The sequence below is a fragment of the Bradyrhizobium sp. BRP22 genome (genome assembly GCF_020194175.1).
Classification (GTDB): Bacteria; Pseudomonadota; Alphaproteobacteria; order Rhizobiales; family Xanthobacteraceae; genus Bradyrhizobium.
Map to the genome: position 1 here is coordinate 432,012 of NZ_JADYVX010000002.1, position 12,083 is coordinate 444,094.

A 12,083-nucleotide genomic window follows, 5' to 3' on the forward strand; every position below is an offset into this window, starting at 1 on the left:
GCAATGACAAGCCTCAGCCCGCAGGATCCACACGTCACGCGCCGAGATAGGCCTTCTGCACCTGCGGGTCCTGCGCCAGCGCCGCGGCGGTGCCTGACAGCACGCTGCGGCCCACCTGCAGCACGGTGGCGAAGTCGGAGACTTCCAGCGCAAGCTCGATCGATTGCTCCGCGAGCAGGATGGTGAGCCCTTCGCGATGCAGCCGGCCGAAGGTCTCGTACATCGACTCCACCACCGCCGGTGCCAGGCCGAGTGACGGTTCATCCAGCATCAACAGTTTCGGGTCGCTCATCAGCGCGCGGCCGACGGCGAGCATCTGCCGTTCGCCGCCGGACATGGTGCCGGCGCGCTGGCTGCGGCGTTCCTTCAATCGCGGGAAGATCTCGTAGACGCGTTCGAGCAACGTCCCGATGCGCGTCTTGCCCTGCAGCGGCGTGGCGCCGAGCAGAAGGTTGTTCTCGACGCTCTGCTGCACGAACAGCCGCCAGCCTTCCGGCGACAAAGCGAGCCCCTTGCGCACGATGGCGAACGCGCTCTGCCCCCCGATCTCCTCGCCGTTGAAATGGATGCTGCCGGCATGCACCGGGATCAGGCCCGCGATCGCGTTCAGCGTCGTGGTCTTGCCGCCGCCATTGGAGCCGAGCAGCGCAACCACGCTGCCCGCGGGCACTTCCAGCGAGACGTCGGAGACGCCGATCAAATCGCCGTAACGCACTTCCAGATGTTCCAGCTTCAGCAGCGGCCCGGTCATGTCGAGGGCCCGCCCATCAACTCGATCGGTGTGTGGCCGGCGGCGGCCTTGGCGGCGCGCGTGCCGAGATAGGCTGCGATGACAGCGGGATTGGACGTCACTTCGCGCGGGCTGCCGCGTGCGATCTCCTTGCCCTGGTGGAACACCATCACCCGGCTCGCCAGCGACATGATCACTTCCATGATGTGCTCGACGATCACGAGCGTGATGCCGGAGCGATGGATGTCGCGCACGAGATCGATTGCAAGCCGCACCTCGCGTTGCGTCAATCCAGCCATCGCCTCGTCGAGCAGGAGCACCTTGGGCTCGGTCGCCAGCGCCCGCGCGATCTCCAGCCGCTTGCGGCCGGGCGTGCCGAGCGAGCGCGCCGGGGCATCCGCGAGCCGCATCATGCCGACCCACTCCAGCACGGACCGCGCCTTGGTCTCGGCTTCGGCGCGATGCGTCGTGCGCAGGAAGGCGCCGATCATCACGTTCTCGAGCACCGTCATGCCCTCGAAGGTCTGCGGCACCTGGAAGGTGCGCGCCAGCCCAAGACGCGCACGCGCCTCGGACGGCAACTGGGTGATGTCGTGGCCTTCGAACAGCACCTGCCCCGACGTCAGCGCGAGATCGCCGGTCAGGCAATTGAAGAAGGTGGATTTGCCGGCACCATTCGGTCCGATCAGGCCGAGGATATCGCCCTGCTCCAGCGTGACGCTGGCGGCATCGACAGCCTTGAAGCTGCCGAAAGCTTTTGTCACCCCGCGCGCCTCAAGAAGCATGGCTGGCCCCTTCGGCGACTTTTTCTTCTATCGGCCCGGCCCGGCGCTTCGCCCAGAGACGGTTGATCAGCGACAGGATGCCGCCGGGCTGGAAGCGCGCGATCAGCACGATGATGGCGCCGTAGACGACGAAGGTCAGACCGGCGCCCTTGCCTCCGAGGAGGCTGTTGGAGATTTCCTCCAGCGGCACCAGGATCGCCGCGCCGACGAAAGGACCGAACAACAGGCCCGCGCCACCGAGCGCCGCCATGATCAGGATCTTCACCGAGATCAGGATGCCGAGCCCGGACTCGGGATCGACAAAGCCGAACATCATCGCATAGAGCGCGCCGGCGACGCTGGTGAGCCCCGCGCTCAGCATGTAGGCGTAAAGCTTGGTGCGACTTGCGGGCGCGCCGAGCGAACGCGCCGCGCGCTCGGAATCCTTGATGGCGCGCAGGTAGAACCCCATCCGGCTGTTGGTCATCCACCAGGTGATGCCGAGCGTGATGATCAGGATCAAGAGGAACAGGTAGTAGTATGGCAGCGCCGAGATGAAGGAGAGATCGAAGACGTTGCGCGGCACGGTCGGGCCGCTCAGGCCGACGGCCGCGCCGAGATATTCGGTGTTGGTGACGATCAGCCGCGCCAGCTCGGCGACCGCAATCGTCGCCATGCTGAAATAGTGGCCCGACAACCGCAGCGTCGGGCCGCCGATCACGGCCGCGATCAGGACCGCAAAGACGATGCCGGCGGGAATTCCAATCAGCGGCGACAGCGCGAAATGCGCATACGCCGCCATCGCGGCATAGGCGCCGCAGCCGAAGAACACGACATGGCCGACCGAGACCTGGCCGGCATAGCCGCCGACGATGTTCCAGGCCGAGGCTGCGATCGCATAAAGCAGCACCAGCGCGCCGAGCCGCTGCTGGAACGGCGTGGTAAACACCAGCGGATAGGCGATCACCAGCGCGAGCGCGATCAGGAGCCAAACATAGCGCCGCATCACGTCTTGCCCATCAGGCCCTGTGGCCTGAACCAGAGGAAGCCGAGGAACAGCGCGTAGACCACGATGTCCTTGTAGACGGCGCCGATCAGATAGCCCGACAGCGACTCGATCACGCCGATCAGGAGCCCTGCGACCAGCGCGCCGGGCACGCTGCCAAAGCCGCCGAGCGAGACCGTGACGAAGGCCACGATGCCGAGCGTCTCGCCGACTGTCGGCACGATGTAGAAGAAGGTTGCGATCAGCGCGCCGGCAAGGCCGGTGGCGCCGGCCGCGATCGCCCAGGCAACCGCCTGCATGCTGTCGGGCCGGATGCCCATGAGCTGCGCGGCCGTCGCATCCTCGGCCACCGCCAGCATCCGCGAACCGAGCGTGGTGCGTGTCAGCAGCAGATGCAGCCCGAGCGTCACCAATAACGCGACCACGCCGGCCAAGAGGCGCGAAGCCTGGATGCGGATGCCGAAGATGTCAAAGGTGCCGCCGACGAGGTTTTCCGGCAGCGACAGGAAATTGGCGCCGAACCACCAGAACACCGAATAGCGCAGCAGCAGCGCGAGCCCAAAGGTGCCCAGGATCTGCGCCAGCATCGGCCCTTTCATGATGTCGCGGATCAAGGCGAAATAGACGATGACGCCGAGCGTAGCCAGCAGCAGCATCGCGAGCGGCGCGCCGACGAGCGGGCCTCCGCCGAGCAGCGTGTAAACGACGAACGCGACATACATGCCGAGCATGACGAAATCGCCATGGGCGAAGTTGACGACGTTCATCATGCCCCAGACCAGCGTCAGGCCGGAGGAGAACAGCGCGTAGACAGCTCCCAGCAGGAGGCCGCCGACGATCACCTGAACAAGCGTGAAGGTCATGAAGGTTTGCGTCTATCCATCCGTGCCGTCGCCATTGACGGCATATGACGAGGGCTAAGCTTGCGCCCCGCCCTCGCATCTATCACCAGCCCTTGTAGGGCATGCTCGGCGGCTTCTCGGCGCTGGCCTTCGGCCAGACCGAGACGTAGTTCTCGCCGTCCTGCAGCTGGATGATGAGGCCCGACGCCAGGATGTTCTGGCCCTTGTCGTCGAACTTGACGCCCTGGTAGCCCATCATGATCTGATCGGGCTTGAGGTCGGTCGCCTTCAACGCGGCCTGGATCTTGGCCGGTTCCGTCGAACCGGCGCGGTCGATCGCTTCGCACAGCACGAACAGCGCCTGCATCTGGCGCGCGACGGTGTCGTCCATGTCATCGCCGCTCTTGTCCTTGTACATCTTGGCAATGATCGCGGTCGGCGAGCCGGCGGGACCGACGCTAAATGACGAGCGGTTGAAGGCGCCTTGCGAGACCTTGCCGGCCGCCTTGATGAAGGACGGGTCGGAATAGCCGGCGTCGTCGGCGAGCAACATCGGCGGCTTGTAATCGAGCGCCTGCATCGTCTTGGCGAGCAGGATCGCATCCGACGTGTAGGAGATCACGATGACGACGTCGGGCTTCTTCTCCTTGAGCTGCAGCACCTGGCTCTGCACGTCGGTCGCGTTGGTGGCATAGGCGACGTCGAGCGCGATCGCGATGCCCTTCTCCTTGAACGCCGTGGTGATGGTGTTGGCGACGGAGGCGCCGTATTCGGTGTTGTCGTGGAGAATCGCGATGTTGTCGGTCTTGGCGCCGGCGGCCTTCATGTCGGTGAGGAATTCGTAGTAGACGCGCGCGAAATCGGTCGCGATCGGCGTGACGCGGAAGAACCATTTGAAGCCACGCTCGGTGAGGTTCGGCGCCACCGACTCGCCGTTGACGAAGGGGATGTTGTATTTCTCGGCGATCGCGCTCGCGGTCAGCGTGATGCCGGACTGATAGGCGCCGGTCAGCGCCACCACCTTCTCCTCCGTGATCAACCGCAGCGCCTGGTTCTGTCCGGTGGCTGGGCTGCCCTGGTTATCCGCGTAGACGATCTCGACCTTGGCGCCGCCGAGGCCCGCGAGACCGCCATTCTTGGCAAGCGGGAAGTTGCCGAGCTCGGGATGAGGATTGTTGATGATGTCGAGCGCGACATCGAACGCATGCTTGACGTGAACGCCGATGCTCGCGGCATTGCCGCTCATCGGGAAAATCGCGCCGATCTTGACGGTCTTGCCTTGAGCCGCGGCATTGCCCGCCAGCGCGACCGACATGACGGCAGCCGAACACAGCCCGATGACATATGAAAATCTCATCCTCGAACGCCTCCAATATCCCTGCCCGGTGCCGGGCTTCTTTTATGCGCGGGATGGCCATGAGCCGTTGCAGCCCCGTCTCCCGCTTTCTTGGTACATCACCATCGCATGGCGCTTTGACCTCGGCAAGCTGAGCAGACCGCGAGTGCGCATGCGCATCACGCAATTGATCGCGCCGCCGATTCAACGCTGGTCAATTGAGCACTGCGCGTGCGGCGCGCACATTCGCGTGCGACGTTGCATGTCACCACACGCGTCGCGTCATGTCAGGCGTGAGGGAGTGTTGTCCCAATCAGGCAGATGCCGATGGTCACAGCCATCCTGCGAAGAAGAATTCGGGGAGCACCGAAGCCAATTGGCCGATGGACCTACCCGTGGCCGGCCGCATTTTACGCGGAAAGACCCACCCTACCTGCTTGCCAAGGCCCCGACCGGACAGTAGAAGGACCTCGACGCGAGGCGACGATCCGCAACGATCTCACTCGCCACCAATTGCCCCGGCCACAGACTTAAGCTATTGATGCCGTTGAGCAATTTTGGGGAATGGTGTAACGGTAGCACAACAGACTCTGACTCTGTTTGTCTTGGTTCGAATCCAGGTTCCCCAGCCAGATCAGGCAATCTCACCAACCATTTGATGATCCGGAGCCGGCTTTTGGCCCGAACGATAGACCGTCGGGGTCGGTCGTGGACCGACCTACCGACCCCTCACCTTCCGCTGCGCGCCTGCATCACGATTGCGCTCAGCCTGGCGTTGAGGGCTGCGAGATCGACGCGGCCGACGGCTGCTGTTCGAAGACATTTTTGACCGCAGCCGCCGCCTTGCCCGGCCGGCTTGCCGAAGGTTGCCACCGGCACGCTGCCGGTGACGGGAAATCCGCGCGCGGCCAGCTTGGCGCGTACGGCGAGGCAGTAGTTCACCGAAAGATGGGAGAAGCGCGTTTCGCCGTGCCCTGCGCGATACTTCATCGTCGCGGTGCAAAGGTCGCCGGCAAGCCGCCACGCCTGCGCGAGGTAAGTCACGCCGTAGCGGATGTTGTTCTCCGGCATCGCCAGCTCGGCATTGCTTCCCGTGAAGCCCAACATGCGCGCTGTCGACGGCAGGATCTGCATCAATCCGATTTCGCCGACACCGCCGATCGCGCCCGGATTGTAACCGCTCTCCACTGCCATCACTGCCTCGGCAATGGCCGGCGGCAGTCCCTGCCGCCCGGCCTCCTTCTCGATCAGCGCCCGGTAGTAGGCGAGCGCGTCGCTACGGTTCATGGGCGCATCGGGCTTGGCTGGAGCCGGAGGACCAGCCAGCGGCCCGCCGGACGGTGGGCCCGGCGCGGGCACCGTGTCTGCGGGCCCTTCGATCGCGGCGTAACGGACAGCGAAACTCGCATCGTTGATGGCTGGCTCGGCCCGACCGTCGGTCATCATCAAAGTGGCGGATAGTGCAGCCATCGCCATCATCAGACCGCGTCGTCGCTGCCATGCCCGTGCTGCTGGCACTTTCAATCCTCCGCGGGCGTCTTCGGTCGCAAGGAGAGCCGCATGCGCAGCGGCTGCGGCATATCGAGCGGCGTGCTGCCCACGCCATCTCCGATCAGAAGCGCGGACAGATCATGCGAGGCGTCGCCGTCAAGGCCTTTCCAATTCGATGCGCTGCACTTTGCCGTCGGGCATCACCCACACGCGCACGACAATCGACGGTGGCGCCGCCCCGGCCTCAGGTGCGCGCCTTGCGATCGCATCGTGGAAGCGGAGCGCCGGCGTAGAGTCCGACGCCAGCCGCTCCTGCAATCGAAGCTGCAGGCGCTTGGCAAAATCCTGCCAAGCCGCCGGCACTTGTGCCGCGTTCAGCCTGCCATCGACATCGGGCGCGGCCCTTGCCGAGGTCGGCTTGTCCCCGAACAACACGGCGAGCGCGCCCAGCGCCGCGCCGAGCCCTCGCGCGCTTCGTCGTCGCCAGGAGACGCGACCTCTCTTCATCCGCATGTAGCGCGACTACTGCACCGTATGGGGTACGTCGGTCTCGGCGACGCGATCGGTGGCCGGCGTCTGCAAGGCCGCGCTCGCAGCCGGCGCTGGCGCCTTGGCCTTTGACAGATTGGCCAGCTCCTCGCGCAGATAGGCCACGAGCTGCTGCACCAGGTGATCCCAGATTTCGATCTGGGCCCGCAGATTATTCTGCGTCACGCCGCCCGCCACCGAGAAGTCGAGCGACAGAGCGAGAAACGGCGGGCTCAACTGCAGGCGTGCGAACCGGCGGGTGGCATTCCAGCGGTTGACCACGTCAAGCGGCAGTTCGCCTTGCACCTGCAGCACGGCAATGAGGGCGACATCGATGAAGCTCTGCTCTTCGTCGCCGATCCGGTTTCCAGGGCGGACGTCGAACGCCAGTCCGTTGGTCCCGGAACGCAGATAGGACATGTTGGCGACGGGATCGGTCAAGGTCTCGACGCGATAGCCGGCGAGCTGAAACAGGTCGCGCAGGCTCTCGAGAGTCAGTTTGGTAATGGTGTCATCGGACATGGAAAGCTCCGTGATGAGAGATCGTCAAATGGCGGCGGAATGCGGGTGGGTTGTGGTGCGGAGGTTGTGGTGGTCCGGCAGCGCGCGGGTCGATCGCGCCTGCGCGATGACAGCGCGAACGGCCTGCGCCAGCTCGGGCAGCACGTGATCGGCCAGGCAGTCGCAGGCTGCCATGCCGATGGCGAGATGGCGCGTGGTGGTGCGCACCGGCGCCGGTCCGCCGGGCTCGGGGGCCACGAGGCCGGAGCGCCCGGCGGCCAGGTCGGCGGCGAAGCGGGCCTCGATCCGCACCACCGGCGGACCGGTGTCCTCGCCCGTCCGGTCGTCGACCGGCAGATGGCTCAGCGTCCGACGGGCGTCCGACAGCAGCAGCTTCAGATGGCGAACGATCGCCGCGCCCTGCGCCAGGACATCGTCGAGCCGGATTGCGCTGCCGAGCAACAGGTCGGCGTCGAGCGCCAGCTGGACGCGCTCGCCGTCCACCGTGACCGGCAGCACCTTGCGGATCTGCCAATAGCTCACCTCGCCGATCCGCGCGGCATCGCCGTTGAGCTCCAGGCTGCACCGGATCACGACCTGGGTCGGACCGTCGCCGTCGCGCGCGAGCTGATCGCCGAACTGCAACATGACCCGGCAGCCGGCCGGCAGCAGGTGCCGCCGCCAGCTCGCAATCACGTCGCCGCGGTAGCCGCCGATCGCGAGCAGGGTCCGGAGCTGGCCGGCGCTCAGCGTCAGGTCCGGGGCCGGTGCGGCGCGCGGCGGCATCGCGGCCATCGCGCAGGCTACCGCGCCGCCGGCGCCGGGCCGCCGATCAGGCCCGACAGCGCGAGCTCGTTGATGACGGGCGGGTTCTGCTTCAACAGCTCGGCGAGATAGGCCCGCCGCAGCGCGGCAGCGCGCTCACTGCGCATCTGCTGGGTGAGCAACTCTCGCACCTCCGGCAAGGTCTTGGTGTAGGAGGCCTTGGTGTCGGTCAGCTTGATGATGTGCCAGCCGTCGTCGAGCTTGATCGGCTCGGCGATCGCGCTCTTGGCGAGCGCCATCACTTGGCTGCGGATCTCCGGCCGGATCTGATTTTCCGCGACCCAGCCGAGCGCGCCGCCGGTCTTGTCGGCGTTCCTGGCGTCGCTGGTCTCGTTAGCGAGCGCGGCGAAGTCGGCGCCAGGGGCCTTCAGCTTGCGCTGGATGTCCTCGACCGCCTTCTTCGCCGTGTCCTCGGCCGCCTTGTCGGCGTCCTTGGCCACCGGCACGAAGATCTGCGCCAGCTCGAACTGCCGCGGCGTCAGGAACGAGGCCCGGTTGGCGTCATAGACCTTCTGCAACTCGTCCTCGCTCGGGAAGCCGGCCGGCGGGGTCGAGACCTGCTGCAGATAGAGCTCGACCACCGCGCTCTCGCGCACCCGCTCGAGCTGCTCGGCGATGGCCGCCTGCTGGTCCCACTTCTTGGCCGTGATCTCCTGCAGCACCAGGCGGTTGGCGAGCATCAAGCGCACCGCTTGGCCGAGCAGGTTCGGATCCTGCCCGAACGCGGCGCGCTCGCGCGGCCCGAGCGCGGCGACATAGGCGCGGATCTGGTCGGCCGAGATGTTGGTGCTGCCGACCCGGGCAATCACGTCGTCACCGGCGCCGGATTTCGCGGTGGCCGCGCCCTGCGTCGTCGCCGCCGGCTGCGGAGCCGCGGCGACGGGGGCCACCGGCTTCGGCTTGGCGACGGCCTGCACCGGACGCTGCGGCGCCGGCGGCGGTGCCGTCTGGGCGGCGACGGCCAGCGGCAGGCCGGCGAGCGCCGTTGCCATGAGCGACACGCGCACGGACCGGATCGGGAGTGCGCCGCGGAAAAGAGAGCGTTTCATTGTTCTGCCTTCTGGTCGAGGATCTTGTCGCCGCTGTCCTGGATCCGGTTCTGGATTTCCACCCGCCGCAGCCCCAGCATCGGCTCGTGCGCGACGATGGTGTCGCCGATGGTGACGCTCTTGTACTGCTTCAACAGCTCGCGGCCGGCCTTCAGCATCTGGTCGTTCTTGGCGATGCAGCCCTTGGTCGAGGCCTTGTAGGCGTTGGCCTCGCCCTCGAATTTGGCGCGCGCGGCGTCCTTGTCGCGGGCGACGGTGGCGGCCTCCTCATAGGCTGACTTCCACTTCTCCAGCGTCTCGTCGCGTTCGGCGAGCCGCTTGTTGAACTCGTCGACCGCCTCGCGATGCTGCTTCTCGACCTGGCGCACCTGCGCCTTGGCGGCGTCGACCTGGGCCTTGGCCGCGGCCTTGTCGCGCTCGGCGTCCGCCAGCTTGGCCTGCAGCGCGGTGCGCTGGTCCTCCAATTGCCGGGTCTGCAAGGTGGCGCTGCGCAGGGCTTCGCGCAGCCGGTCGGTCTCGGTGTCGGCGCAGGCGAGGTCGACGTGCGAACCCACCGCGGCGGCGATCGTGAGGAAGGTGAGGATGCGTTTCTTCATGATCAGAACTTCGCGTTGAGGTCGACCAAGAGGACGTCGACGGCATAGGGCGAGCCGGCGATGTTGTTGGCGCTGAGCCAGCGCACGGTTGCCCACACGTTCTCGCTGAGGCCGACATTGCCGCCGAGGAAGTAGCCCTTGAGGTTGGTGCCGCCGAGCCCGAAATCGGCGTCGGCGAAGGCATCGAGCGTCGCGTCGGATTCCAGGTATTTGTAACCGACATGGACGTTCCAGTCGGCGAAGTGCTTGATCTCGCGGTTGCCGACCGTGACGCGCGCCATCCAGCCCATGTCGCCGCCGTTGAACGGGCCGACCGCGCCATTCGCGGTGCCGGCGCGGTTGTTGAGAGCGACGCCGGGGATGTTGGGCAGAGCCCCAGGCCCGGTGCCGGCCACCGTCAGTGCGCGATCGAAGGCCGAGTTCCAGACAAACTCGCCGTCGAGTACGATGTGGAACGGGTGGAATTCGCCGAGGTCGAGCGAGGCGCTGGCGACCACCGGCCGATATTTCTGGACCAGCCCGAAGTATTGAAACTGAGTGATCGTTCCGAAGTCGTTGTAGCTGTCCGAGATGATGTTGCGCAACGCCGAATAAGTGTTGCCCTTCTGCGCGAACAGCGGGCGCGTCAGGTCAGAACTGCAACTGTCCGCGGCGTTCAACACAAAACAGGGCGCAGAGGCCTGTCCCTGGACATTTTCGAAGTCGTAATAGGCGACGCCGAAGCGGAATTCGGAGACTGGGTCGAACCGTGCCGCGAAACCGGCCTGACCGCCGAACAGCCACTTGTCGTGACTCGGAAGCTTTCCTCCACCATTGAAGGAAAGCGAGCTGGTACCCACGTTGAAGTCGGTATTGTAGATCGGAAACGCGCCCAGCACGCCGAACGCCGTGATATCAGGCATCACCTCCTGCTTGGCCTGCACGGCGAAGCCGTCGAAGCCCAGTTCGCGGTACCAGACCAGGTCGGTCGGCGACCAGAACGGATTGTCGAACCGGCCGACCGAGGCCACGACGTCCTGGTTCGGCAGCTGATACTTCAGGAACGCCCGATCGAGCCAGATCGAATATTTGGAGAAGTTCGAGCCGCTGCCGCCCAGGGTCTGGTTGGTCGAGACCGGCGAGTTGCTCTCGCCGGTGGCGATCCGCAGGCCCGCCGCGAAGCCGTTGGTGAGGTCGGCATCCATCCCGAGGCGGGCGCGCAGCCGCACCTGGTTGCGGTTCTGATAGGTGTTGTATGACGGGAATTGGTTGATGTTGTCATCGGACACGTTGTAGGGCGAGCCCGAATTGACTGCGTTGAAGTTGGGCAAGAACGGATCGTTGCCGGTGGGGAAGAAGCTGCCGTGATAGCGGGCGCGGAAATCACCGTAGAAGCGGATGCGCTGCGCCCATTCCGGATACTTGCCCGGCGAGGCCCAGTTCTCCTTCTCGGCCTTCGCCATTACCTCCTTCTTGATGTCTTCGCGGAGTTGCCGCTTCACGATCTCCGGCACATAGGTCACGTGCCTGGTGCCGGGCGGATTGGCCGCCGCCGCGGCCGCCGTCGCCGCCTTCGCGGCTTCATCGGCCTTGCTGGAGGCATCCCTGGAGGCCTGCCGCGACACATAGGCCTCGTCCTCGGCCTGCTTGATCAGCGACTGCGCCTCGTCCTCGCTGAGCAGCTTGCGCTTCACCATCAGGTTGAGCAGGTTGACGGTGGCATTCGGCGAGGTCGGCCTGGCATCCGACACTTTCGGCCGCTTCGACTCCACCTTCTTCTCAGGCGCGCCGGCCTGGTCCGCGGTCTGGCCCAGTGCCGGCGCCGCGCAGGACAGCGCAGCCAGCGAGACAGCGAGCCGCAGCGTGCGCCGGCGTGCACCTGGATTGATCTCAAACATTTTGTCCCCAGTCCTCTTCAGTCCGTTGTGTTTGATAGAGTCGGATTAGCTCGGCCGACGCGCGGTCACGCGCGTCACCATCGGCATCGGCATGTCCTTCGGCGGCGGCTCACGCAGCGTCAGGCCGCCGAGCACGTCGTTGCGTATCAGCGCATCGAGTTCGGCATCGCCGGTCGACGGCACCAGTTGAACGCGGTTGATGCGGCCGGTGCTGTCGGCCCAGAGGCGGATTTGCACTTCCATGACCGCCCTGCGCGTCCTGTTGTTGGCGCGCAGCGCGGATTCGATTTGCGCCTGCACCATCGACGCGTACCAGCCCCAGCGGCTGCCACCGCCGCCCCCGCCGCCGTAAGGACTGCCGCCCTCCTTGCCGCCGAGATTGAAGAGATCGCCGGGTCCGGTGGCCTTGGCGTCAAGCGACAGCGGCCCCGGCGGCTCGTCGTTCTTGGCGTCCTTGACCGGCTCGTCCTGCGGCTTCTCGATCGGCTTCTCTTCCTTGAACTCGGGCTCGGCCATCTTCGGCTGCTCGATCATCTTC

Annotated in this window: 13 protein-coding genes and 1 tRNA gene; 1 reads left to right on the top strand and 13 read right to left on the bottom strand. The window is 65.9% G+C overall.

Annotated features, from left to right (window positions below; translation table 11 throughout):
* Positions 1-34 precede the first annotated feature (34 nt).
* The 5 genes from I6F35_RS04520 to I6F35_RS04540 form a co-directional block, all read right to left on the bottom strand.
* Positions 35-751, bottom strand: coding sequence for an ABC transporter ATP-binding protein (locus I6F35_RS04520; RefSeq protein WP_225116435.1), 717 nt, complete (start codon positions 749-751; stop codon positions 35-37).
* The gene (locus I6F35_RS04525; protein WP_225116436.1) at positions 748-1,515 is read right to left on the bottom strand and encodes an ABC transporter ATP-binding protein; all 768 of its coding nucleotides are present in this window, start codon (positions 1,513-1,515) and stop codon (positions 748-750) included. The genes I6F35_RS04520 and I6F35_RS04525 overlap by 4 nt, the downstream gene beginning before the upstream one ends.
* The gene (locus I6F35_RS04530) at positions 1,505-2,500 is read right to left on the bottom strand and encodes a branched-chain amino acid ABC transporter permease (protein ID WP_225116437.1); all 996 of its coding nucleotides are present in this window, start codon (positions 2,498-2,500) and stop codon (positions 1,505-1,507) included. Before I6F35_RS04530 ends, I6F35_RS04525 begins: the two co-directional genes overlap by 11 nt.
* The gene (locus I6F35_RS04535) at positions 2,500-3,363 is read right to left on the bottom strand and encodes a branched-chain amino acid ABC transporter permease (RefSeq protein ID WP_225116438.1); all 864 of its coding nucleotides are present in this window, start codon (positions 3,361-3,363) and stop codon (positions 2,500-2,502) included. The genes I6F35_RS04530 and I6F35_RS04535 overlap by 1 nt, the downstream gene beginning before the upstream one ends.
* A gap of 82 nt (positions 3,364-3,445) precedes the next feature.
* A complete protein-coding gene (locus I6F35_RS04540) occupies positions 3,446-4,699 on the bottom strand; it encodes an ABC transporter substrate-binding protein (protein WP_225116439.1) in 1,254 nt (417 codons plus the stop codon).
* 537 nt (positions 4,700-5,236) lie between these two features.
* Between I6F35_RS04540 and I6F35_RS04545 the strand changes: the two genes are divergently transcribed.
* Positions 5,237-5,310 (top strand) — tRNA-Gln (locus I6F35_RS04545).
* 97 nt (positions 5,311-5,407) lie between these two features.
* Here the strand turns inward: I6F35_RS04545 and I6F35_RS04550 are convergent.
* The 8 genes from I6F35_RS04550 to I6F35_RS04585 all read right to left on the bottom strand — a co-directional run.
* A complete protein-coding gene (locus I6F35_RS04550) occupies positions 5,408-6,157 on the bottom strand; it encodes a transglycosylase SLT domain-containing protein (protein WP_225116469.1) in 750 nt (249 codons plus the stop codon).
* 168 nt (positions 6,158-6,325) lie between these two features.
* Positions 6,326-6,676 (bottom strand): hypothetical protein, encoded by a 351-nt coding sequence (locus I6F35_RS04555; protein ID WP_225116440.1) that lies wholly within the window; start codon positions 6,674-6,676, stop codon positions 6,326-6,328.
* 15 nt (positions 6,677-6,691) lie between these two features.
* Positions 6,692-7,219, bottom strand: coding sequence for a YbjN domain-containing protein (locus tag I6F35_RS04560; RefSeq protein ID WP_225116441.1), 528 nt, complete (start codon positions 7,217-7,219; stop codon positions 6,692-6,694).
* 24 nt (positions 7,220-7,243) lie between these two features.
* The gene (locus tag I6F35_RS04565) at positions 7,244-7,993 is read right to left on the bottom strand and encodes a hypothetical protein (RefSeq protein ID WP_225116442.1); all 750 of its coding nucleotides are present in this window, start codon (positions 7,991-7,993) and stop codon (positions 7,244-7,246) included.
* 8 nt (positions 7,994-8,001) lie between these two features.
* Positions 8,002-9,072, bottom strand: coding sequence for a peptidylprolyl isomerase (locus tag I6F35_RS04570; RefSeq protein ID WP_225116443.1), 1,071 nt, complete (start codon positions 9,070-9,072; stop codon positions 8,002-8,004).
* On the bottom strand, positions 9,069-9,668 hold the full coding sequence (locus tag I6F35_RS04575; protein WP_225116444.1) for a hypothetical protein: 600 nt from the start codon (positions 9,666-9,668) through the stop codon (positions 9,069-9,071). Before I6F35_RS04575 ends, I6F35_RS04570 begins: the two co-directional genes overlap by 4 nt.
* 2 nt (positions 9,669-9,670) lie before the next feature.
* Complete coding sequence (locus I6F35_RS04580; RefSeq protein ID WP_225116445.1) at positions 9,671-11,545, bottom strand: putative porin; 1,875 nt, start codon at positions 11,543-11,545, stop codon at positions 9,671-9,673.
* A gap of 45 nt (positions 11,546-11,590) precedes the next feature.
* Positions 11,591-12,083 (bottom strand): TonB C-terminal domain-containing protein (locus I6F35_RS04585; RefSeq protein ID WP_225116446.1); only part of this gene is annotated, 493 nt, incomplete at its 5' end.

Excerpts from the sequence above, each read along its gene's own strand:
- I6F35_RS04520 (WP_225116435.1), bottom strand. The coding sequence starts at position 751 with ATGACCGGGCCGCTGCTGAAGCTGGAACATCTGGAAGTGCGTTACGGC.
- I6F35_RS04525 (WP_225116436.1), bottom strand. The coding sequence starts at position 1,515 with ATGCTTCTTGAGGCGCGCGGGGTGACAAAAGCTTTCGGCAGCTTCAAG.
- I6F35_RS04530 (WP_225116437.1), bottom strand. The coding sequence starts at position 2,500 with ATGCGGCGCTATGTTTGGCTCCTGATCGCGCTCGCGCTGGTGATCGCC.
- I6F35_RS04535 (WP_225116438.1), bottom strand. The coding sequence starts at position 3,363 with ATGACCTTCACGCTTGTTCAGGTGATCGTCGGCGGCCTCCTGCTGGGA.
- I6F35_RS04540 (WP_225116439.1), bottom strand. The coding sequence starts at position 4,699 with ATGAGATTTTCATATGTCATCGGGCTGTGTTCGGCTGCCGTCATGTCG.
- I6F35_RS04550 (WP_225116469.1), bottom strand. The coding sequence starts at position 6,157 with ATGATGGCGATGGCTGCACTATCCGCCACTTTGATGATGACCGACGGT.
- I6F35_RS04555 (WP_225116440.1), bottom strand. The coding sequence starts at position 6,676 with ATGAAGAGAGGTCGCGTCTCCTGGCGACGACGAAGCGCGCGAGGGCTC.
- I6F35_RS04560 (WP_225116441.1), bottom strand. The coding sequence starts at position 7,219 with ATGTCCGATGACACCATTACCAAACTGACTCTCGAGAGCCTGCGCGAC.
- I6F35_RS04565 (WP_225116442.1), bottom strand. The coding sequence starts at position 7,993 with ATGGCCGCGATGCCGCCGCGCGCCGCACCGGCCCCGGACCTGACGCTG.
- I6F35_RS04570 (WP_225116443.1), bottom strand. The coding sequence starts at position 9,072 with ATGAAACGCTCTCTTTTCCGCGGCGCACTCCCGATCCGGTCCGTGCGC.
- I6F35_RS04575 (WP_225116444.1), bottom strand. The coding sequence starts at position 9,668 with ATGAAGAAACGCATCCTCACCTTCCTCACGATCGCCGCCGCGGTGGGT.
- I6F35_RS04580 (WP_225116445.1), bottom strand. The coding sequence starts at position 11,545 with ATGTTTGAGATCAATCCAGGTGCACGCCGGCGCACGCTGCGGCTCGCT.